Consider the following 22,284-nt stretch of genomic DNA (forward strand, 5'->3'; position numbering starts at 1 on the left):
GGATTATTTGCCGATACGGCACGATGCGTGCCCGTCATTAACTGTAAAGAATACGCTACAGTTGCAATTGTACACATGTATCTGTTTATTAGGAGTTATGTTCATGCTGGAATCACTGTTCAAGCTCAGGGAGCATGGCACGAATGCCCGTACGGAAATTCTTGCCGGTCTGACGACCTTTCTGACGATGTCTTACATCATATTCGTGAACCCCGAGATTCTGGGCACCACGGGCATGGACAAAGGCGCTGTTTTTGTTGCTACGTGCCTGGCCGCAGCACTGGGCTGCCTTATCATGGCCTTCCTGGCCAACTGGCCCATCGGCATGGCACCGGGCATGGGCCTGAATGCCTTCTTTGCTTTCGGTGTGGTCGGAGCCATGGGCTATTCGTGGCAACAGGCGCTCGGCGCCGTTTTTGTTTCCGGCGTCATATTCCTGATTCTGTCAGCTACCGGTATACGCAAATGGCTGATCGAGGGGATACCCAAGTCGCTGCGCTCGGCCATCGTCGCCGGTATCGGTCTTTTCCTGGCGCTGATTGCCCTCAAATCGGCCGGCATTGTCGTTGGCAACCAGGCTACCCTTGTGGCCCAGGGCGATCTGAAATCTCCAACTGTCCTGCTGGCAATCCTTGGCTTCTTTATTATCGTGTGCCTCGATAGCCTGCGTGTCAAAGGCGCGATTCTGATCGGTATTCTGGCCGTGACCATTTTGTCTGCCCTGCTCGGATATAGCGCGCCTATCACCAGCATCGTGTCTGCGCCGCCGAGCATCGCGCCCACTTTTATGCAACTGGATATTGCTGGCGTCCTGAACCAGGGCTTCCTGCATATTATTCTGGTTTTTGTACTGGTAGAAATTTTTGATGCAACCGGAACTCTGATCGGTGTTGCACGTCGCGCCAACCTGTTGCCTGAGGGCAAACCCAATCGCCTTGGGCGCGCCCTGTTTGCCGACAGCACCGCCATCCTGGCCGGCTCTGCATTGGGTACCAGCAGCACCACCGCATTTGTCGAAAGCGCAGCGGGCGTACAGGCCGGGGGCCGCACCGGCATGACTGCGCTGATCGTAGGCTTGCTGTTTCTGCTGTGTCTGTTTTTTGCGCCGCTGGCCAGCGTCGTACCTGCTTACGCCACCGCCCCTGCCCTGCTCTACGTTGCCGGACTGATGGTGCGCGAGTTGGTTGAAGTGGAGTGGAACGATATCACCAATGCCATTCCAGCCGCGCTGACTGCAATTATCATGCCGTTTACCTACTCCATTGCGGAAGGGATTGCATTCGGCTTTATCAGTTATGTGATTATCAAGGCATTCACCGGTCGTTTCCGTGAGATTCACATTGCGACATTGATCATTGCCCTGCTGTTTGTATTGCGCTTCGCACTGGAATAGTCACATCGCCCTTGCCAGTCGGCGCCTGACAGCACGGGCGCCGCAAGTTTCGTGGTGAAATTGCATGCGGGTGCAAAAAACGCACTCATCCCTCAGAGCCGCAAGCCAATCGCTTGCGGTTTTATTTTACGTTCAGGTTTATATCGTTAACAATTGAATTACACTTGTGCCCGATAGGCATTCATAATGACAGCAATAAAAATATTCAACTAGTAATTCATGGTTGCCGCCCCTATATTCAATGAAGTACCTCGGTCCGCAACTTAAACTGGAGAAAGAATTATGCCCATTACCGAACTGACCAAAGACACCTTCCAGCAAGCCATCAAAGAAGACAATACATTGATTATTGACTTCTGGGCACCTTGGTGTGGTCCCTGCCGCCAGTTTGCCCCGACATTCGAGACAGCGGCGCAGGCCCATCCGGATATCGAATTTGCCAAAGTCAATACCGAAGATCAGCAGGAACTGGCCGGTGCCCTGGGCATCCGTTCCATTCCAACGTTAATGGTATTTCGTGAACGCGTAATGCTGTTTTCACAGGCCGGTGCCCTGAGTCCCGGTCAGCTGGACGAATTGCTTGAGAAAGTTCAGGCTGTTGACATGGAAAAAGTGCATCAGGAAATTGCTACGGCTGAAGCCAAGGCTGCTGAAGAAAACGCGTGATATCGGGGCACTTGGCCGATAGTGTACAAAAGGATCAAATAAGGCCGCGAACGGCGATTGCGGGCACTTGCCAACATTCCCGTGCGGCTTGGTAAAAATCTTTTATACCGGCCTAGCGCTCAGTTGTGTTGTGTCCGGCCAGTCACCAGAGGCCAGCCGAATCGATGGCTCGGCGACATCAGCGCACAATGATCAACGCAGGATCAAGGGACAGTCCACTGTCCCTTTCCTTTTGTCTGATCCGTATAGACTTCCTGCACCAGGTGCAGATCACTCACCGCAATTACCAGCGTCCAGGTCACGCCCTGGGCACCGAAATTTTCATTTGAAATGACTGCGCCGGCCTGCGTCAGGCGAACCTTGACTCTCTCGGCATCAGAATAATTACATGTGCAATAAACGGTCGTCGACGGCACGATGATCTTCTTTGGCGCTGCATCCAGACACTTGGCCGCGCAACCTCCGTAGGCTCTTACCAGACCGCCCGTACCCAGCTTGGTGCCACCGAAGTAACGGATCACCAGAACTGCGACGTCGGTCAACCCCTTGCCTTCAATGGCCTGCAGAATCGGCCTGCCGGCCGTGCCGCCCGGTTCGCCATCATCATTAAAGCGATAACCGTCAGCCGTTTTGTAAGCCCAGCAATTGTGCGTTGCTGTCGGGTCGCCAACTTCGGAAAAAAAAGCCAGCGCCGCTGCCGCATTGGTAGCGGGAGCAGCGTGCGCGATGAAGCGGCTCTTTTTTATTTCTTCTTCAAAACTGCACGCGGCCGTCAGTGTTGACAATAATTCGGCCATCGACTTGTGGTTCTCCTACTGCTCGATACCACGCGAATTGAGGTAATCATCGTAACCACCCTGATAGTCATTCAATGTTCCATCAGGCATGATCTCGATGATTCGCGTGGCCAGACCGGAAACAAACTCCCGGTCATGTGATACAAAAACCAGGGTTCCGGCATATTTTTCCAGCGCAAACTGCAGCGACTCAATCGATTCCATGTCCAGGTGGTTGGTCGGCTCGTCCATCAACAGGACGTTATGGCGCCCCAGCATCAACCGTCCAAATGTCATGCGATTCTTTTCGCCACCGGACAGTACCGGGACATCCTTCACAATGTCGTCTGCAGAGAACAGCAACCGACCCAGTACTGAACGTATCGCCTGGTCTTCGTCGCCCGGTTTACGGTGCTCGCCCATCCAGTCAAATACATTGACATGTTTTTTGAAGTCCTCGGAAACGTCCTGCGGCATGTAACCGATATCGGCATTTTCGGACCATTTGACCGAACCGCTATCGGGCTCCAGGTCTTGGGCGAACAGCCGTAACAGCGTGGTTTTACCTACGCCGTTAGCACCAATAATGGCTATTTTCTGTCCGGCCTCTATCATCGCCGAGAAATTGCTAATTACCGGCTTGTCATATGCCTTGCTGACTTTGTCCAGGGTAACAGCCAGACGGTGTAACGGTTTGGTCTGTTCAAAGCGAATATACGGGTTCTGGCGTGACGAGGGTTTGACTTCAACCGTTTCGGCTTTGATGCGATCAATCTGCTTCAGGCGCGAGGTGGCCTGACGGGACTTGGACTTATTGGCCGAGAACCGGCGGACAAAATCCTGCAGCTCAACAACCCGCTCCTTGGCCTTGGCGTTGTCCGATACCAGACGCTGACGCGCCTGCGTCGAAGCCAGCATATAGTCATCATAGGTGCCGGGATACAGGCGAACTTCGCCATAATCCAGATCAGCCATATGGGTGCATACCTGATTCAGGAAGTGCCGGTCATGACTGATAATAATCATGGTGCTCTGATAGCCGTTGAGCACCCCTTCGAGCCAGCGGATTGTATTGATGTCCAGGTTATTGGTGGGCTCATCCAGCAACAACACATCAGGATTGGAAAACAGCGCCTGCGCCAGCAGCACACGCAGCTTCCAGCCCGGCGCAATCTCGCGCATCGGCTGGTTATGCTGCTCTACCGGTATATCCAGACCAAGCAGCAATTCGCCGGCACGGGCTTCAGCCGTGTATCCATCATATTCGGCAAACTTGGCTTCCAGTTCGGCTGCGCGCATGTAGTCGTCATCGGTCGCTTCCAGATTGGCATAGATGGCATCGCGCTCGTGCATGGCCTGCCACATTTCCTCATGCCCCATCATCACCACGTCCAGCACCCGCATATCTTCGAACGCAAACTGATCCTGGCGCAACTTGCCCAGGCGTACGCCCGGGTCCAGCGAGACATTGCCCGACGAGGCTTCCAAATCGCCGCCGATGATTTTCATGAAGGTGGACTTGCCCGATCCGTTCGCACCGATCAGGCCATAGCGATTGCCTCCTCCAAACTTGACGCTGACGTTTTCGAAAAGAGGTTTTGGGCCAAACTGAATGGTTAAATTAGCGGTAGAAATCACGACTGTATTTGATGCCTTGAATGGGGTTATAAAAAATGCCAAACGCGTTCATAACAGCAGAACGCGTTGTTCGTATCTTGCATGCACCGCCTTGTGCGGTGCCGGTGATCATCAATATTAATGATGATCGTGGTGGTGATCGTCAATCACCAGATAGGCCATGTCTGCTTCGGTAGCCAGGCCGACCTTTTTACCAATGGGCAGCGTAACACGCACGTCGCCATGGCCGTAAGGCAGTCCGCCCACTACGGGCAACCCAGTGTTGGCACGCAGCCATCGCACGACCTCGGGCATATCAAAGCCCTTGTCCTGGGCGCTGAGTTTGTACTCGGTAAAGTGTCCCAGCACGATCGCCTTTTGCCGGGCCAGTACGCCAGCGTGCAGCAGTTGTGTCAGCATGCGCTCAACCCGGAAGGGGTATTCGCCAACATCTTCCAGGAACAGAATACCGTTCTTGATTTTGGGAAGATAAGGCGTACCCACTAGTGACGCAACCATGGCAAGATTGCCGCCCCATAATGTGCCGCGGGTATCGACCGCGTCCGAGCCTTCGGACTCGAAACTGAGGATTTCCAGCTCACCGTGCATGACCTCAAGAAAGATGTCATAGGTCAGCTCGTCTACCGTTTCCTTGCCAAAGTCCAGCATATTGGGGCCGGTATAGCTGCTCATGCCGGTTTTTGCCAGCAAGGCCAGATTGAAGGCGGTAAAGTCACTGAACCCGACATACCGCTTTGGATTGCGTTCCAGCAGTTTCCAGTCTATACGATGCAATATTCGGCTCAACCCATAACCACCGCGGGTGGGCATGACAATATCGCTTGAATGTTTTGCAGCACGGGCGATCGCAGCAAGCCGATTCTCGTCGTCGCCGCCAAAGCGCATATCCCGAGACAGCGCAGCTTTGTCCACCGTGACTTTGACTTTGGATCTTTTCAGGTTCTTGACGGCGCGCTTCAAGATTTCAGGGTCCTGTACATACCCAGACGGCGACATGGTATAGACCTGCAGTTTATTCGTGTAGCGCGTGGGCTGATACGCAACATCATCGGCCTCATCGAACAGAATCTGGGCGTCATTCAACTGTTCTTTAATACTTTCCTTTTTGCCAAGGGAAGAAGCATTGTTCATGGTCACGATTTCCTGCGTTCCTGAAAAAAGCGGCGAAGCAACTGGCCGCACTCTGTTTTCAACACTCCCGACACAATGACGGTGTGGTGATTGATCTGTTTGTTGTCCTGCACTGCGATCACGCTACCGCAGGCGCCGGTTTTCGGGTCTGCTGCACCGTATACCACCCTACTTACCCTGGCGTGCGTGATGGCGCCCATACACATAATGCATGGCTCCAGTGTAACGTACAAGGTAATACCGGGAAGCCGGTAATTGTCCAGATCCCGGCCACACTGACGCAAAGCAATGATTTCTGCATGCGCAGTAGGGTCGCGGTCTGTAATCGTTCTATTGTACCCTTTTCCAAGCACATTCCCTGATGAATCGACGGCAACAGCGCCAACCGGCACCTCGCCCAGTTCATAGGCCAGGTGGGCCTGTTCCAGCGCCAGCGCCATGAACTGGGCGTGATTCAACGGTGTGATTTGCATATTTTCGCAACGGTTGCGACGATGATCGACATGGTTGCATTTTATCCGGGTATGGACGCAAACATAAAGCAAAAGCCGACAGCCTGTGCGATAAGCCCTTTTTTGGGCTCGTGCAACAGGCATGGCAAGGCTAGCCCGATGTAGCTTGCCCGTGCCGTGTCGGTCTCGCCCGTCGGCGTCAAGACCGCCTCGGCTTGCGTGGCCACAGCCCAGGCGCAGGATCGCCCGCTGCGCTGCAGCCGTATATCGGGCAACCAGCGATGGGTATAGCTGACATTCAACACGGCGCCTGCCGCCGGCAGCCGACTGGTGTTGTTGCTATTGCGCATCAGTTGGCTGTACAAGGGGTAGTAGTGGCGGTTCAGCACGTTCTGGATACCAAAGGTCACTTTGTTTTTATCATCAATCGTCCATCGGCTGATCAGATCGACTGTTGTGTAGCCCGCGGTTTCCCAGCGGCCAAAACTGGTTTTTTCATCCAGTCTATAGTCTTTGGACGCAAAATGCGTAGCCTGTATCCGGTGACTCCATTTCGCAGAGGGTGTGTATTCCACATAGGCGGTCAGTTTCAATGGCGGAATGCGATACCCGGTCATGTTCTGGTAACTGTCCTTGTCTTCCGGTTTTTCTTCACCCTTCATCCATGTGAACGTACCACCCAGTGCCCATTGATTATTATCGCTGTAATAATCCAGCCCGCCTTCAATCCCATAAATGCGCTCTTTGGTTCGCAGCAACGTCAGGCCATTGTTGAAACTTTGCAGCGCGCCCAGATCCGATTTCGACTGAAATACGGTCAGATTGGCCGATACATTGGAAAATGTCCCGCGCCAGCCCAACTCAAAGCTATCGGTTTTCACTGGCTCCAGATTTGAAGCGCCGAAATTGAAGGTCGGTGTGGCATTTCGCACCTGAACGCCGACATCGGGAAGTTCAAAACCCTGGCTGAAAGACGCATAAAACTCCTGGCCCTTGACCGGTGTATAAACCACACCAGCGTTATAGCTCCAGGCGCCATAATGGACCGTTCCGCCGGAAACCCGTCCCGGATTGGCCAGACGCGATTGCGACAACGGGGTAAAGTCGTCAAAACGTACACTGGCGCGATCATACCGTGCCCCGCCCTGCACCGCCCAGTGTTCGTTAAAGCGATGCTCCAGCTGGGCAAAGGCGCCGATACTGCGTGTCGTAATCGGCGGCATGTAGGTCAGCGAGCCGGTTTTGCGAAAATGCAAACCGCCGCTTCTGTCGTACTCGTACGGATCAAACACGTCCAGAGGCATCTCACTGCGTTCTTCATTGAAATCCAGACCCCAGGTCAACTGAGTGTTCTTGTCGGACGTCAACGGCGTCTTGATAGTCAGACGACCGCCGAATACGCTTGATTTTTGCGTGACCTGGTCCACGTTGGCGCCCCGGACAGATACGCCGCGTGCATCAAAAGGGGCAAAGCGTGTAAAAAAGTCGCGATAGTAAATTTGGGCTGCCAGTGTGCTTCCGGCGATATCGCGGTTCTGATATTCCAGGCTGGCCAGCGTATTGCGGATGCGATTCTGCTCGTCCAGTTCCAGTCCCCGGATACTCCTCGCGCCAGTGCTGCCAGGCGGCTGCCGGGCAACACTTGGATCAGATGCGTAGTCGGTATCCTGTTTTGCGTCATAGTGGCTCAGAGCCAGCTGCAGGCGTTGTTTCTCATCAATTTGCAGCCCCACTTTGCCGGACATATTGTAGATATTCGAATCAAATAGATCGCCCTGACTCGGTTCAGGAGCCAGGCGCGTACCCCGTGCATCGTACGATCCGCCAGTATGGCTGGCACCCAGGCTAAGCGAATAATCGATTTTGTCATTGCCACCTGAAAAATAATGCTGTACTCCGCCGCCCAGGCCTGCTGCGCCCAGCCGGGACAAGGGCGTTGTTGCCGAAACGGTGGTCTCGGCACGGGGCTCGCCATCGTATCCTCTGGTGCGTATGGACACAATACCACCGGCCGCACCACTACCGTAGATGGCGCTACTGCCGCGCAGCACTTCGATTTGCTCAATATCAGCAGGGTTGATATTGGCAAGATTGCGCGAAGAATCACGATTAGTATTCAGGGGAATGCCGTCAACCAGAATCAACATATTGCGACCGCGCAGGGTTTGGCCATAATCGGTAATGGTATGACTGGAGTCAGCCATGCCTGGCAGCACTTTACTCAAGACGGTGGCCACACTGTCCGACCCGGCTCGCAATGTATCCAGTTGCTCCCGGTCAATAACGGCAACCTGCTGGGTGGGTGACATCAAATCACTTTGTGTACGAGCGGTCACGGTAATGGCAGACAGTTCGGCAACAGGCGAGGCTGTCTGCGATCCTGCAGACACGGACGGCGTGGCAGCAACAGGGCTCACAGTAGTGTCCAGCGTATAGTTGCCATCTCCCACCTTTCGTATGCGAAGTCCGGTGCCTGCTAGCAATTGCTCAAAGCCGCCCAGCACTGGATGCTGACCAGTCAGCCCCTGCGTTTTCAAGCCGCGCGTGGCATTCATATCGATGCTCAAATTGACGCCAGCCTGTCCCGCATAGCTAAGTAGTGCCGGTCCGAGTTCGCCGGGGCTAATATTGTACATGTTGCGCGTCTGCGCCAAGTTGGGTTCGGCTGCCCAGACCGGCACAACCGCCAGTGTGGCGGCAAGGCCCAGCGCAGACAAGGCGCCCAGCACTACGGCGCTAATGCAACGCCGTGCGCCACACGCTGCGTCAGGCAAATAGGAATCTGAAGTCAGATTAGCCATGAAAAAAGTTCCTGTCTCAAAGTCAGTCAATTGAAGTTCCTATAGACATGACAGGCCAGATGCAAAAACCGGACAAAATAATTAAAATTATTTTCTTGTCGGCGAAAAAATACCGCTGTTACCGCGCAGCAACGGTTACCCAGTAGCGGGTGCGCAACTGGATTTGCACCGGCAGGGTCTGGACAAGGGCATCGAGAATACGATCGGTATTATTTAGCTGAAAAGCGCCGGATACGGGCATATCGGCCACAGACGAATCACAGCGTAAAATACCCGGGCGATACCGTCCGAGTTCGGCCAAGAAATCGGCCAGTCTCATTTGCTCGGCATACAGCACTCCCTGCACCCATTGCCCGGCGCCGGGCGATGCGGGTACCTTCGTGCTGAAGCGATCTGCGCTGAAATCCAGTTCGTGTCCCGCCGCTACGATATGGGTCTCCGCCGAATGCAGCGGCTGCACCCGAACAGCACCGTCCAGCACGGTCAACCGCGTACGGTCAGGCGTACAGCGCACGATGAACCGGGTGCCCAATGCCTGCAGGCTACCTTGCTGCGTTTTGACTACAAAGGGACGCGCAGCGGCCTGGGGGTCGTGTGCCGTCTGGATAAAAATTTCCCCCGAGCGTTGCAGCACCAGCCGCTCCCGGGTATCGAAGGCGACGTCCACAGCGCTTGATGTATTAAGGCTTAGCTTGCTTCCGTCGGCCAGGGCCACATCGCGACGCTCGCCCGTGCCGGTGCGGTACTGGGCATTGAGCGACTCCCAGGGGACCGCCCGGTAACCGAACCACATTGCCGAAGGCACTGTAATGGCCAGCGCAACGGTTTTGAGCATCATGCGACGATTTTCGGAAACACGTGGCCGATTCAATACAGGCATTGCCAGAGGTCCTGGCACGGCATCGAATTGTCGATTCAGTTTCTCAACGCTTTCCCAGACGCGTTGATGTTCGGGGCTTTGGTCACGCCAATGGGCGCAGCGCTGTGCATCGGCCTCATTGAAACGTCCGGAATGCATCAGCACGAGCCACTGGACCGCCTCATCTACCAATTGCGTTTGCTGCGGTTCAGCCGTGCTAGTGGTATTCACGCCGCTTGCGCCAGCATCAACGTGAGGCATTGTTTGAAGCCCTGCGCCATGTAACGTGTGACTGTGCGCACGCTCACCTGCAGATGCGCCGCAATTTGCTCGTAGCTCATGCCCTCGAGCTGGCTAAGCAGAAACGCCGTGCGTACGCGAGCAGGTAAAGCATCCAGCAGCGCATCCAGCTCCTGCAGTGTCTCCAGAAGAATCGCCCGCTCTTCCAAACCAGGCATATGCTGCTGCGGTAGCAGCGACAACGACGCTTCGTAGGCGCGCTCCAGAGACTGGCGCTCATAGAAATTGATTAGCAGTCGTTTGGCGACGGTGGTCAGGTAGGCGCGCGGCTCATCCAGCACCGGAATTGCATCCTGTCGATACCCTGCCAGCACCCGCATAAACGTGTCATGTGCCAGATCGGCCGCATCAAATCGGTTACCTAGTTTTCTGTGCAGCCATTGGTACAGCCATCCATGATGATCCTGATAAAGGATATGGATTTCCCGCTGCAAAACAGACTGGCCACCGCTCATGCGCCCCTCTTTCGGTAAAGTGCCGCCCCAACACAAAAAACAACGATAATGACATTCGTTCTCATTATATATAACAATTGACGATTATTACCGACCAAATACCAGTCATCAACGCAGAAAACCTCTTGCTCGCTGAGCGTGGCAGTGGGCCGCCAGCCCTATACGGCGGCCACCGTCCGGCGCTGGAACGGGTCAGCGCCTCGTCTTTTCAATGCCCTGCTACAGACCAGAGCCTATAAGCCGGGCCCCTTCACACAAACTAATGCGCTCAATGGCGGCGTCGACGCAGTCGATAAGTAGGTACAACCAACGCCGGCACTGGTACGCCTATTGTTTGAATAAAAACAGGGATACCGGTATTACACCTTGCCCGAGGGCTCTGCTGTTGTTTCCACTGATCAGCCCTGACTAACAGATAACTGAACGTTGTTCTTGTTTCAAGGGTAAACCCGTAGTAAAATACTTTGCATGCAAACTAAATTGCCAGCAAGCCCCCCTTCTTCGCACGAGCCTTTACAGCCTCATAGCCGCTTTGGTTTTCTGTTGGGCAGCGTGTACAGGCAGTGGCGTCGCCAGATCGATTTGAATTTCAAAGATCTGGGCCTCTCGGATGCCACGCGCATGCCGCTGCTGGTGCTGCACGTGCAGAACCAAGCCCTGCGCCAGAAAGATCTGGCGCAGGCGCTGTACCTGGACTCTTCCTCGCTGGTGCGTGTGCTGGCGCAACTGCAAAAAGCGCAATTGGTGCAATGGGATTTCGACCCGGCCGACCGACGTACCAAGCGCATTGCCCTGACGCCTGCAGGCCGTAAGGCGGCGGCACTGATCCTGGAAAAAAGCATGGAAATCGAACAAACCATACTGGCTGATCTTTCCGCAAATGAAATACAAGTCACCCGCCAGGCCCTGGAAAAAATCTCAGGACGGCTCGAATCGGCGGGACAGATCAACAAATGACGCTCCACTTTCCTTGCTCCTGCACCCGCACCGGCCAATCCTGCGCCAGAAAACATACGGTTGAAAAATGAAATTGAAAGTATCGCCCTTTACCTGGGTGAGTTTTGCCATGATTGTCGGCGTGATGGGCACCGCGCTCATCAGCCCCCTGTATGCGCTCTATAAAGAAGCCTGGCAACTGCAAACGAGCGATATCTCGCTTATCTACGTCATGTACATGGGCGGCGCACTTTGCGGCTTGCTGTTTCTGGGGCGCCTGCCTGATCGCGTCGGCTTTCGCCCCATGATGCAGTGGGGCCTGGCCCTGGTCCTGCTGGGAACAGCCATCAGCCTAATCGCATGGAACATGACCAGCCTGAATATCGGACGCTTTATCGTGGGGGTGGCCTCAAGCATGGTGACCACCAGTGCGACCCTGGGGTTATCCAAACTGTCCCGCCACGGCAGCGTACAACGCGTGGCCATGATGACTGGTTTTTTGATGGCTTTTGGTTTCGGTCTGGGCCCGCTGGTGGGCGGCGTTATCGGGCAATGGGCCCCTGCGCCATTGACGCTCGCCTATATTCCGACCCTGATCCTGGGCAGCCTGGGTTTAACGGTATTGTGCTGTCTGAACCTGCCCGACACCATTAAACCCAAGGCCGCTGCCCGCCTGACCCTGCACGATATTTTGCCAAAACTGACCTGGCCCGACGCAAGCGCGTCCAGGGCATTTGTGCTCACCTGCTGCCTGCCTTTTCTAGCATTTGGCGTTTTTGGCCTATATGCGTCCATGGCGCCGCTATTTCTGGGCAAACTTGTGCCCTGGGACGGTCCGGTCGTCAGCGGCACCTCTATTGCATTGATCCTGTTTTCTTCGGCAGCGGTTCAGGTAATTGCCGGACGCATGCCTATTCACTGGTGCGGCGCTACGGGCACAATCGCATTAGCCCTGAGCAACGCGATTCTCATGCTGAACTTGCACGCCAGCTCGGCCATTTTGTTTGCGCTGGGTGTGTCGCTCACGGCAATCGGGCATGGCATGACCATGCTTGCCGGCATGGGCATGATCACCCGCCTGGCCGGACCCGCCAATCGTTCAGGACTGTTAGCCACTTACCTGGTCGCCGGTTACGTTGGCAGCATGATTCCCATGATGGGCATAGGCTGGATTGCCGACCATTGGGGCATTGAAGTGGCCATCTATTCGTTCTGCACGATGGTCATCTTAATCGGCGTGCCTGTGGCGGTGTTATTCCAGCGCCATCCGCGCATTCGGCCGACAATCGCCCAGCCGTCACATTAAGGGAAGCAGTTAGCGCCCGCTACTGCTGTCCTTTAGATAGTTATTTTAATTTGAAGTTGCAACCAAGCCTAGCCTAGCCCTTAACACCGGTCGTCTGGTAATACCACGAAGATACTATGCTATGCCAATCGGCCCCGCCCGGAGCACGCCAATGTCAAGGTCCATATGGTGTCGCGTTGGGTCGCTCTGCAGGCTACCCATCAGATTTTCTTGACGAACACCGACTTCAAGCTCATTGCCCCGAATCCATCGATCTTGCAGTCAATGTCATGATCCCCATCAACCAGGCGGATATTCTTGACCTTCGTCCCCATCTTCACGACCCCGCCCGATCCCTTGAGTTTCAGGTCTTTGATGACGGTGATGCTATCTCCATCTTGCAGCACGTTTCCGGCGGCGTCACGGTGAACACGTTCGTCCGACTCAGCCACGGCTTCGGCTTGAACCGGCCATTCGTAGCCGCATTCGGGGCAGATGTAGAGCCCACCACCATCCTCATAGGTGAGGCTCGATTGGCATTGGGAACAGGGAGGTAGAGTGCTCATATCAAAGAATCCTAGAAACTTGCTCCGGCATGTCCGAGAGCCATCCGATACCATGCCGGCATCACTGACACGATGGTGGTATCGGTGTTTTTCTCAACGGCATACCTTGCGGACACCGTGAAAAATACCATTGTTGATGTGGGAGATATAGTTATCGAGTCAAAATTTTTGCGGTTAAATCAATAACTTATAAATTAACCTCATTCCCACTCAATCGTCGCAGGCGGCTTGCTTGAAACGTCATAAACCACCCGGTTGATGCCGCGCACTTCGTTGATAATACGAGATGACACACGACCCAGTAACGGGTATGGCAATTGCGCCCAGTCGGCCGTCATAAAATCTGATGTCTGCACCGCGCGCAGCGCGACCACATAATCATAAGTACGGCCATCGCCCATGACGCCCACCGATTTGACCGGCAGGAACACGGCAAAGGCCTGAGAGGTCAGGTCGTACCAGGATTTGCCTGATTCTTCATCGGTCGTGTTGCGCAGTTCTTCAATAAAGATCGCATCAGCCTTGCGCAACAGGTCAGCATATTCTTTCTTGACTTCGCCCAGAATGCGCACGCCCAGGCCCGGGCCGGGGAAAGGATGACGGTACACCATATGGTGCGGCAGACCCAGCGCCAGACCCAGCTCACGCACCTCATCTTTGAACAGCTCGCGCAGTGGCTCCAGCAGTTGCAGATTCAATGTTTCCGGCAGACCGCCCACGTTATGATGCGACTTGATGGCAACCGCCTTACCGGTTTTGGCTCCGGCCGATTCAATCACATCGGGGTAGATCGTGCCCTGGGCCAGCCAGCGTGCACTTTTGCGTTTGCCCGCTTCATCCTGGAACACTTCCACAAACTCACGACCGATAATTTTGCGTTTTTTCTCGGGGTCGGTTTCGCCAGCCAGCTTGCTCATGAAGGCGTCAGTTGCATCGACATGAATCACGTTAACGCCAAGGTGCTCGCCGAAAATCTTCATGACCTGCTCTGCTTCATTCAGGCGAAGCAGCCCATGATCCACAAAGACGCAAGTGAGTTGATCGCCGATGGCCTTGTGGATCAATGCTGCGGCCACGGATGAGTCCACACCGCCGGACAATCCCAGAATCACATCATCGGTGCCGACCTGCTCGCGGATGCGTGTGACCGCCTCTTCAACGTAGTCGGGCATGTTCCAGTCATTGCTGCAACCACAAATGTCATTAACAAAACGGTTCAACAACGCCCGCCCCTGAGTGGTATGGGTCACCTCGGGGTGAAATTGCACACCATAAAAATGACGGCTTTCGTCGGCCATCCCGGCTATCGGGCACGAAGGCGTGGAAGCCATTAGCACAAAACCGTCGGGCAGTTCAGTAACCTTGTCGCCATGGCTCATCCAGACCTTGAGCATGCCATGGCCTTCGGGCGTGACAAAATCGGCAATGTCCTTGAGCAGTGCGGTATGGCCATGTGCGCGCACTTCAGCGTAGCCGAATTCACGATGGTCGGACCAACTGACCTTGCCACCCAGTTGCGACGCCATGGCCTGCATACCGTAACAGATGCCCAGCACCGGCACGCCCAGCTCGAACACCTGCTGCGGCACCTTGAGCGATGCTTCATCATAGGCAGACGAATGGCTGCCGGACAAAATCACGCCTTTGAGTCCCAGACCCTGCTGTTCTGCAAGAAAAGCCGCATCGACATCACCGGGGTGAATTTCACAAAACACCCCTGCTTCGCGTACGCGTCGCGCAATAAGTTGGGTAACCTGTGAACCGTAATCGAGAATCAGAATCCGCTGATGCATGCTATATCCGCCTGAGGACAAAAGAAAAGAAATTGGAAGACGACATTATAATGGCAGTGACGCCCAAAACCGTGTCAAAACCTGGCTGCGCATAAGATGTGACAGTCAGGGCTGTTTTGCGCGTCGCGGCCCCGCAACGCAACCGCGACCGTTTGGCGCACGTACGCGGCACAGCACGCCGGGACAGCGTGTCTGTCTTACCCCTTATTTCGCTCATATACCAAAGGCCCTGTATTAATGAAAAATGCCCAAAATCAACCCGTTACCGATTCTGCCTCCACAGCAAAAACCTTTATGCTGGTCCATGGCGCCTGGCACGGAGCCTGGGTCTGGAACGCGGTTGCGCAACAGCTGCGGGATCAGGGGCATATCGTATACACCCCCACGCTGGCCGGTCTGGGAGAGCGCGCGAACGAGCTATCGGCGGCCATTTCGCTGGAAACATTCATTGAAGATATCGAAACTGCAATATTGCACCCGCAATCGGCACCAGCGCTTGCCCATTCTGCAGGCAAGCAGCCTGGCAATCAGACGCTTGCAAATGTCATTCTCGTGGGCCACAGTTTTGCCGGATTGGTCATCAGTGGCGTGGCCGATCGTATCGCAGATCGCCTGGACCGCCTTATCTACCTGGACGCCTTTGTGCTGCCTTCAGGTCAGTCCACGTTTGCGACGTTGCCCGATAAGGTGGTCAATTCATTAACAGCCTCGGCCCAGGCCCACCATGGATATGGCATTCCCGCGCCGGATCCGATTCATCTGGGCATTCCCGCCGATACCAAGCAATACACATTCGCGCAAGGAAAATTGACACCGCATCCCATCAACACTTACGCCAGCGCGCTCTCGCTGAACGCGCCATTAGGTGCTGGCGTGAAGAAAATTTACCTGGTCTGCACTGCCCCGCCCTACAGGCCGGTTGCTGCCTCACATGACTGGGTAAAGGGCCAGTCAGACTGGATTTGGGCCGAACTGAGCAGCTCGCATTCCGCCCCACTACTGGCGCCGAACATGGTGGCTGATAAGCTGCTGGAACTGTCTTCGTTGTAATAACCCACAGCAACATTGCCAGAAAGGAATATTGACTGCTGATCGATCTATGTTGACCATTGCCGCATCGGTCAGCAGAATCGACCTGGGCCGCTTCGTTTGCGCGCTCTGTAGCCGCGTTGCGTGCAGTAATCTGACACGACCGAGTAAATTGCATGGAAAAGTTGGACAGCAAAGAGTCCAAACGATGTCTAACCCAGTTCATAATGAGCCAACAAAAAACCCGGCACTGTCGTAAACAGTGCCGGGTTTGGTTCCGGGTGTTAGTACCCGGTTATGATGCCGATCGCGCAATGTGCCACGGCATAGGTGGCGCTACTGCTCAGACTGTGCTTAATCGGCGCGGTAGTTCGGCGCCTCTTTGGTGATTTGCACATCATGTACATGCGATTCGCGCACACCTGCAGAGGTAATCTCTACAAATTGCGGCACGGTGCGCATGTCGTCGATCGAGGCACAACCACAATAGCCCATGGATGCGCGGATACCGCCAACCAACTGATAAATAATGGCCAACACGCTGCCTTTATATGGCACACGTCCTTCAATACCTTCCGGCACCAGTTTGTCTGCGTTGTTGGCAGGATCCTGGAAATAACGGTCGGCAGACCCTTTTTCCATGGCGCCAAGGCTACCCATGCCCCGGTAGGACTTATAAGAGCGCCCCTGGAATAATACAACCTCGCCCGGCGCCTCTTCAGTGCCTGCGAACATGCCGCCCATCATGCAGGCAAAGGCGCCCGCAACCAGCGCCTTGGACACGTCGCCAGAGTAGCGGATACCGCCATCGGCGATCAGCGGCACGCCAGTGCCTTCCAGCGCCTTGGCTACATCGGAAATGGCCGTGATCTGGGGAACACCTACGCCCGCGACGATCCGCGTGGTGCAGATTGAGCCCGGACCAATACCCACCTTGACGCCATCTGCGCCGGCATCGACCAGCGCCTTGGCAGCTTCGGCAGTGGCTATATTGCCACCAATCACGTCTATTTCCGGGAAATTATCTTTAACCCAGCGTACGCGATCAAGCACGCCCTGGGAGTGGCCATGTGCGGTATCAACGATAATAACGTCGACATTGGCTGCCACCAGTTTGCGTACACGTTCTTCGGTGCCCTCGCCCACGCCGACCGCTGCGCCGACACGCAATTGACCAAATTCGTCCTTGCACGCGTAAGGGTGTTCAGTATTTTTAACAATATCCTTGACGGTAGCCAGCCCGCGCAATTCAAAATCGTCATTAACAATCAATACACGTTCCAGACGGTATTTGTGCATCAAGGCCTGAGCTTCGCTCAGCGTGCCGCCTTCATGCATGGTAATCAGCCGTTCCTTGGGTGTCATTACCGAGGTGAGCGGCACATCAAGACGGTCTTCGAAACGCAGGTCCCGATTGGTCACGATGCCAACCACCTTACCGTTGTCAACCACGGGCAGACCCGAGATACCGTGCTTTTTCTGCAGGGCAATGGCATCGCGCACTTTCATGTCGGAGGTGACCGACACCGGATCGATGACGATCCCGAATTCATGACGCTTGACGCGGGCCACTTCTGCGGCCTGCTCGTCTGCAGTCATATTCTTGTGGATGATCCCGATCCCGCCTTCCTGCGCCATCGCGATGGCCAGACGTGCTTCGGTAACCGTATCCATGGCGGCCGATACCAGCGGAATATTCAGTGTGATATTACGGGTGAGTTTGGTTTTGAGAGACGTGTCGCGCGGCAACACATTTGAGTACGCAGGTACCAGAAGAACATCGTCAAAGGTAAGCGCTTTTTGAATGAGACGCATGAAATAACTCCGGGCGCAAAGCAAAATTATACGCTTGCGCCCGAACGGAATCAACCGGGTTTGCTCAAACAGCGAGAAATTTCCCGCTGCGCAAACCGTTTTCTACCCCATAGCCACACGGGCGTTCATGAACATCCGCATCCACGGCGTGTACTCTCCACCCGTATCCTGGTCGCCCCAGCTGTCCGGGTGCCAGGACATCATAACATTGCGCGTGACCCGCTCCGGATGCGGCATCATAATGGTGAACCTGCCATCTGCCGTCGTGACAGAGGCGATGCCCTGCGGACTGCCATTGGGATTGGCCGGATACGCCTCTGTTACAAAACCGGTGTTCGATACATAACGCAAGGCAGTCTGAACGGCAGTGATATCGCCTTGCAGGCCAAAATCGGCAAAGCCCTCGCCGTGCGCCACCGCGATCGGCAGGCGGCTGCCCTGCATACCGTTAAAGAAGATAGATGGGGACTGTTCAATTTGCACCAGGCTCAGGCGCGCTTCGTACTTGGCTGACTGGTTATAAGTAAATCGTGGCCAGTCCTGCGCGCCGGGAATCATGTCAGCCAGCGTGGCCAGCATCTGGCACCCATTACACACGCCCAGCGCAAATACGTCGGGCCGCGCGAAAAAAGCAGCGAACTGCGCAGACAGCGCCGAGTTAAACCGGATGGTGCGCGCCCACCCTTCGCCGGCGCCAAGCACATCGCCATAACTGAAGCCGCCAACCGCCACCATGGCCTGATAGTCGGCAAGCTTGGTGCGACCGGACAGCAGATCGGTCATGTGCACATCGTAGGCATCAAAGCCGGCCTTATCGAAGGCCCAGGCCATTTCAACCTGACTGTTGCAGCCCTGTTCGCGCAAGATGGCAATTTTGGGACGTATGCCACTTGAAATAAAAGGCGCGGCCAGCGGCTCCTGGGGGTCAAAGCCAATAACCGCGTTCAACCCGGGATCTTCGCGCTCGTCCCAGCTATTGAACTCGGCCAGGGCACTGGCCGGATTATCGCGCCGTTTCATGATTTCGTAGGTAACCTGACTCCAGGCCTTACCCAGTTCGACGCGATTCAGACCGAAAATACGCCGGCCATCGCGGTAAAATTCGATCTGATCAGAGGCATTCGGCGCTCCGATTACATTTGAAATACGGGATAGCCCTGCTTCGCGCAGGGCTTGCAGCACCTGGTCTCGCTGTTCGGCCCGGACCTGAATGACAGCACCGGCTTCCTCGTTGAACAGCGCCTTGACCGTCAACTCATCGCGTTGCACCGCCACCTGTTCGGGACGAATTTTATAATCCCCCCAATCAGCAGAGGTCTCGTCAAAAGTCAACATGTCCAGGTTGATGGAAACACCCACGTGGCCCGCAAAGGCCATCTCGGCTACCGTGGCAAGCAGACCGCCATCGGAGCGGTCATGATAGGCCAGGATCAGCCCGCGCTCGACCAGCGAACGGATGGTCAGGAAGAAGGTTCTGAGCAGTGTGGGATCGTCCAGATCGGGAACGTCGGAACCATACTGATCAATCACATTTGACAACACCGAGCCGGCCAGGCGCTGTCGTCCCTGCCCCAGATCCAGCAAAATCAGCGCAGTCTCGCCCTGGTCAGTCACCAGTTGTGGCGTCAGGGTTTTACGTACGTCGGTGACCGGCGCAAAAGCCGTTACCACCAGCGATACAGGTGCAACCACCTCTTTGGGTTGGTCTTGGTCGTCCCAGCGTGTCCGCATGGACAATGAATCCTTGCCCACTGGAATCGACAGGCCAATAGCCTGACATAGTGTTGACACGGCGTTCACCGTGTCAAACAGCGCGGCATCCTGGCCTTCGAAACCGCAGGCGGCCATCCAGTTGGCGGACAGCTTGATGTCTTCCAGCGTGGCGACATCGGCTGCAGCAAGATTGGTCAGCGCCTCGGCAACCGCCATGCGGCCTGAAGCCGGCGCATTGCCAATAGCCAGCGGCGTACGTTCGCCCATCGCCATGGCTTCGCCGCGCAGCGATTCATAGTCGGCCAGCGTAACTGCGCAGTCGGCCACGGGCATCTGCCATGGGCCGACCATCTGGTCTCTTGAACACAGGCCGCCCACGGTGCGATCGCCAATGGTAATCAGAAATGACTTGTTGGCTACCGTCGGATGGCGCATGACCTGCATTGAAATCTCGGCCAGATCCAACCCAGTGACATCCATTGGCACCAAGGTTCTTGCCTTGTGTTCGGCCTGGCGTTTCATGCGAGGCAGTTTGCCCAGAATGACATCCATTGGCACATCCACCGGCGCAGGGCCATCGGCTTGCGTTGCCGCTTGCGGCTCTGAGAACCCTGGTAAGCCCTGGCCATCAGAGACCTTCAAATGGCGCTCTGTTGTGGTTACCCCCACTACGGCAAACGGGCAGCGTTCGCGCACGGCAATCGCTTCGAAACGGGACAGGTCTTCGGGCAGGATAGCCAATACGTAGCGTTCCTGGGCTTCATTGCTCCAGATTTCCGCAGCCGACAGGCCGGACTCTTCCAGATGAACCCGTTGCAAATCAAAAATCGCGCCGCGGCCGGCATCATTGACCAGCTCCGGAAACGCATTGGACAAGCCGCCTGCGCCCACATCATGAATAGCAATAATCGGGTTGTCTTCTTTCAATTGCCAGCAGCGATCGATCACTTCCTGAGCGCGACGCTCGAGCTCTGGATTGCCGCGCTGAACTGAATCGAAATCCAGCTGCGCAGTATTGGCGCCGGCGCTCATGGACGAAGCTGCGCTGCCTCCCATGCCGATACGCATGCCGGGCCCGCCAAGCTGAATCAGCAGCGCCTGTCCCGGAATAACGTCTTTATGGGTAAGCGCAGCATCAATACTGCCCAGACCGCCTGCGATCATAATCGGCTTGTGATATCCCCAACGAACCCCGTCGACCGTTTGCTCGAAGGTACGGAAGTAGCCCAACAAATTGGGCCTGCCAAATTCATTATTGAACGCCGCGCCGCCGATAGGCCCTTCGATCATGATGTCAAGCGGGCTGGCAATTCGGTCAGGCAGGCCATAAGGCTTGGCCTCACGCGATTCGGCGATATCCGACAGGTTCAGGTTGGAAACGGTAAAGCCGGTCAGGCCCGCCTTGGGCTTGGAACCGCGTCCAGTGGCCCCCTCATCTCGAATTTCGCCGCCAGCGCCGGTGGCCGCACCCGGAAACGGCGCGATTGCCGTTGGGTGATTGTGCGTTTCCACTTTCATCAGGGTGTGGGTCAGACGCGTATGGCTACCATACTTGGGCGCCGCCGCGGCGTGATCCTCCGCAGAAAAGCCGGCAAAGAAACGGCTTGCCTGCCCGCCTTCCATGACGGCGGCATTGTCTGAATACGCAACCACTGTTCCCTTGGGCTGCGCCGCATGTGTCTTGCGGATCATGCCAAACAGGGTGTCTTCTTTTTTCTCGCCATCAATCTCCCAACTGGCGTTAAATATCTTATGGCGACAATGCTCGCTGTTTGCCTGCGCAAACATCATCAATTCGACATCAGTCGGATCGCGCCCCAGCTCGCTGAACGAGGTCAGCAGATAATCTATTTCCACGGGCGATAACGCCAGACCCAGGCTCTCATTGGCCTGTTCAAGCGCAACCCGGCCACGGGCCTGAACGTCAATTTGCGTCAGCGGCTTACCAGCCAAGGTTTGCATTAATATTGAAGCATCAAAGGCCGCATCCACCACGGTCTCTGTCATCCGGTCATGGACAAGCGCTGCGATCTGAGACAGTTGTTCCTGCGTAAGCTTTTTGGTGCCCAGCAACCCTTTTTTCGGAACAAACCGATATTCGATACCCCGCTCTATGCGCCGAACTGCCGATAAGCCGCAATTGTGGGCAATATCGGTTGCCTTGCTGGCCCAGGGTGACAGCGTACCCAGACGTGGCAGTACGCGCAGTACCAGCGCATCCTGCACCGGCACGCTTGCCTGGGTAGTGCCGTAATCGAGCAGCTGGCTTAACCGTTGTTGATCGTCCTGCGACATGACGCCGCCAATAAAAACGTGGTGCTCGTAACGGGCAGTCACGTCCTGCACAGGCAACCCGGCCTGGGCAAGCGCCGCAAGCAGTCGCTCTTTCTGAAACGGGGTCAAGGCGGCACAGCCGTATGCAATCTGGTGTTGATGTTGAGTATCTGACACAATAAAAACCGGAGTAAATGAAAATTGCCTGAACAGGAAAGCGTTATTTTATCGTCCCTGGCCCCGTCTCATGCGCAATAACCATGCAGTTGCGATATTTACCCTGATGCCTTGGAGAGAAACGGCCTGTTTTTTATTTATTTTTATAAGGAAAACATTTGATACAATTTAGCGTGATTTAGCCAAACATAGCCGAATTTACGCGCATCCTCTTGCTTCGTCTCT

The 22,284-nt window shown here is 55.3% G+C and carries 16 protein-coding genes; 5 read left to right on the forward strand and 11 right to left on the reverse strand.

Annotation, left to right across the window (positions count from 1 at the left end):
* The first annotated feature begins 103 nt into the window (after nt 1-103).
* Nucleotides 104-1,393 (forward strand): NCS2 family permease, encoded by a 1,290-nt coding sequence (locus EV681_RS10700; protein ID WP_128394119.1) that lies wholly within the window; start codon nt 104-106, stop codon nt 1,391-1,393.
* Between the two features lie 282 nt (nt 1,394-1,675).
* On the forward strand, nt 1,676-2,059 hold the full coding sequence (gene trxA, locus EV681_RS10705) for a thioredoxin (RefSeq protein ID WP_128394118.1): 384 nt from the start codon (nt 1,676-1,678) through the stop codon (nt 2,057-2,059).
* A gap of 203 nt (nt 2,060-2,262) precedes the next feature.
* On the opposite strand, the gene EV681_RS10710 is transcribed toward trxA, so the two are convergent.
* The 7 genes from EV681_RS10710 to EV681_RS10745 form a co-directional block, all read right to left on the reverse strand.
* The gene (locus EV681_RS10710) at nt 2,263-2,856 is read right to left on the reverse strand and encodes an IMPACT family protein (RefSeq protein WP_128394117.1); all 594 of its coding nucleotides are present in this window, start codon (nt 2,854-2,856) and stop codon (nt 2,263-2,265) included.
* Nucleotides 2,857-2,871: 15 nt separating this feature from the next.
* Nucleotides 2,872-4,473 (reverse strand): ABC-F family ATPase, encoded by a 1,602-nt coding sequence (locus tag EV681_RS10715; protein ID WP_130303907.1) that lies wholly within the window; start codon nt 4,471-4,473, stop codon nt 2,872-2,874.
* Between the two features lie 117 nt (nt 4,474-4,590).
* Nucleotides 4,591-5,604: an LD-carboxypeptidase gene (locus EV681_RS10720; RefSeq protein WP_130303908.1), complete on the reverse strand. Its 1,014-nt coding sequence runs from the start codon at nt 5,602-5,604 to the stop codon at nt 4,591-4,593.
* A gap of 2 nt (nt 5,605-5,606) precedes the next feature.
* Complete coding sequence (gene tadA, locus EV681_RS10725; protein ID WP_130303909.1) at nt 5,607-6,077, reverse strand: tRNA adenosine(34) deaminase TadA; 471 nt, start codon at nt 6,075-6,077, stop codon at nt 5,607-5,609.
* A gap of 41 nt (nt 6,078-6,118) precedes the next feature.
* Nucleotides 6,119-8,857 (reverse strand): TonB-dependent receptor, encoded by a 2,739-nt coding sequence (locus EV681_RS10735; protein ID WP_242612193.1) that lies wholly within the window; start codon nt 8,855-8,857, stop codon nt 6,119-6,121.
* Nucleotides 8,858-8,975: 118 nt separating this feature from the next.
* Complete coding sequence (locus EV681_RS10740) at nt 8,976-9,947, reverse strand: FecR domain-containing protein (protein WP_165393005.1); 972 nt, start codon at nt 9,945-9,947, stop codon at nt 8,976-8,978.
* Nucleotides 9,944-10,471: a sigma-70 family RNA polymerase sigma factor gene (locus EV681_RS10745; RefSeq protein ID WP_128394110.1), complete on the reverse strand. Its 528-nt coding sequence runs from the start codon at nt 10,469-10,471 to the stop codon at nt 9,944-9,946. The genes EV681_RS10740 and EV681_RS10745 overlap by 4 nt, the downstream gene beginning before the upstream one ends.
* Before the next feature lie 468 nt (nt 10,472-10,939).
* Between EV681_RS10745 and EV681_RS10750 the strand changes: the two genes are divergently transcribed.
* Together EV681_RS10750 and EV681_RS10755 are read left to right on the forward strand one after the other, a co-directional pair.
* Nucleotides 10,940-11,428 carry a MarR family winged helix-turn-helix transcriptional regulator gene (locus EV681_RS10750; protein ID WP_130303911.1) on the forward strand — a complete coding sequence of 163 codons (489 nt, stop codon included), beginning with the start codon at nt 10,940-10,942 and terminating at the stop codon, nt 11,426-11,428.
* Nucleotides 11,429-11,495: 67 nt separating this feature from the next.
* The gene (locus tag EV681_RS10755; RefSeq protein WP_130303912.1) at nt 11,496-12,713 is read left to right on the forward strand and encodes an MFS transporter; all 1,218 of its coding nucleotides are present in this window, start codon (nt 11,496-11,498) and stop codon (nt 12,711-12,713) included.
* 200 nt (nt 12,714-12,913) lie between these two features.
* Here EV681_RS10755 and EV681_RS10760 read toward each other — a convergent pair whose 3' ends face one another.
* Both EV681_RS10760 and guaA read right to left on the reverse strand, forming a co-directional pair.
* Nucleotides 12,914-13,258, reverse strand: coding sequence for a zinc ribbon domain-containing protein YjdM (locus EV681_RS10760; RefSeq protein WP_128394107.1), 345 nt, complete (start codon nt 13,256-13,258; stop codon nt 12,914-12,916).
* Between the two features lie 200 nt (nt 13,259-13,458).
* On the reverse strand, nt 13,459-15,051 hold the full coding sequence (gene guaA / locus EV681_RS10765) for a glutamine-hydrolyzing GMP synthase (RefSeq protein WP_128394106.1): 1,593 nt from the start codon (nt 15,049-15,051) through the stop codon (nt 13,459-13,461).
* Nucleotides 15,052-15,288: 237 nt separating this feature from the next.
* On the opposite strand from guaA, the gene EV681_RS10770 reads away from it, so the two are divergent.
* Nucleotides 15,289-16,101: an alpha/beta hydrolase gene (locus tag EV681_RS10770; protein WP_130303913.1), complete on the forward strand. Its 813-nt coding sequence runs from the start codon at nt 15,289-15,291 to the stop codon at nt 16,099-16,101.
* A 333-nt stretch (nt 16,102-16,434) separates the two neighbouring features.
* On the opposite strand, the gene guaB is transcribed toward EV681_RS10770, so the two are convergent.
* On the reverse strand, nt 16,435-17,895 hold the full coding sequence (gene guaB / locus EV681_RS10775; RefSeq protein WP_128394104.1) for an IMP dehydrogenase: 1,461 nt from the start codon (nt 17,893-17,895) through the stop codon (nt 16,435-16,437).
* A gap of 102 nt (nt 17,896-17,997) precedes the next feature.
* On the reverse strand, nt 17,998-22,062 hold the full coding sequence (gene purL, locus EV681_RS10780; RefSeq protein ID WP_423191203.1) for a phosphoribosylformylglycinamidine synthase: 4,065 nt from the start codon (nt 22,060-22,062) through the stop codon (nt 17,998-18,000).
* Nucleotides 22,063-22,284: the final 222 nt, after the last annotated feature.

This window comes from Advenella incenata, assembly GCF_004217095.1.
GTDB classification, from domain to species: domain Bacteria; phylum Pseudomonadota; class Gammaproteobacteria; order Burkholderiales; family Burkholderiaceae_B; genus Advenella; species Advenella incenata.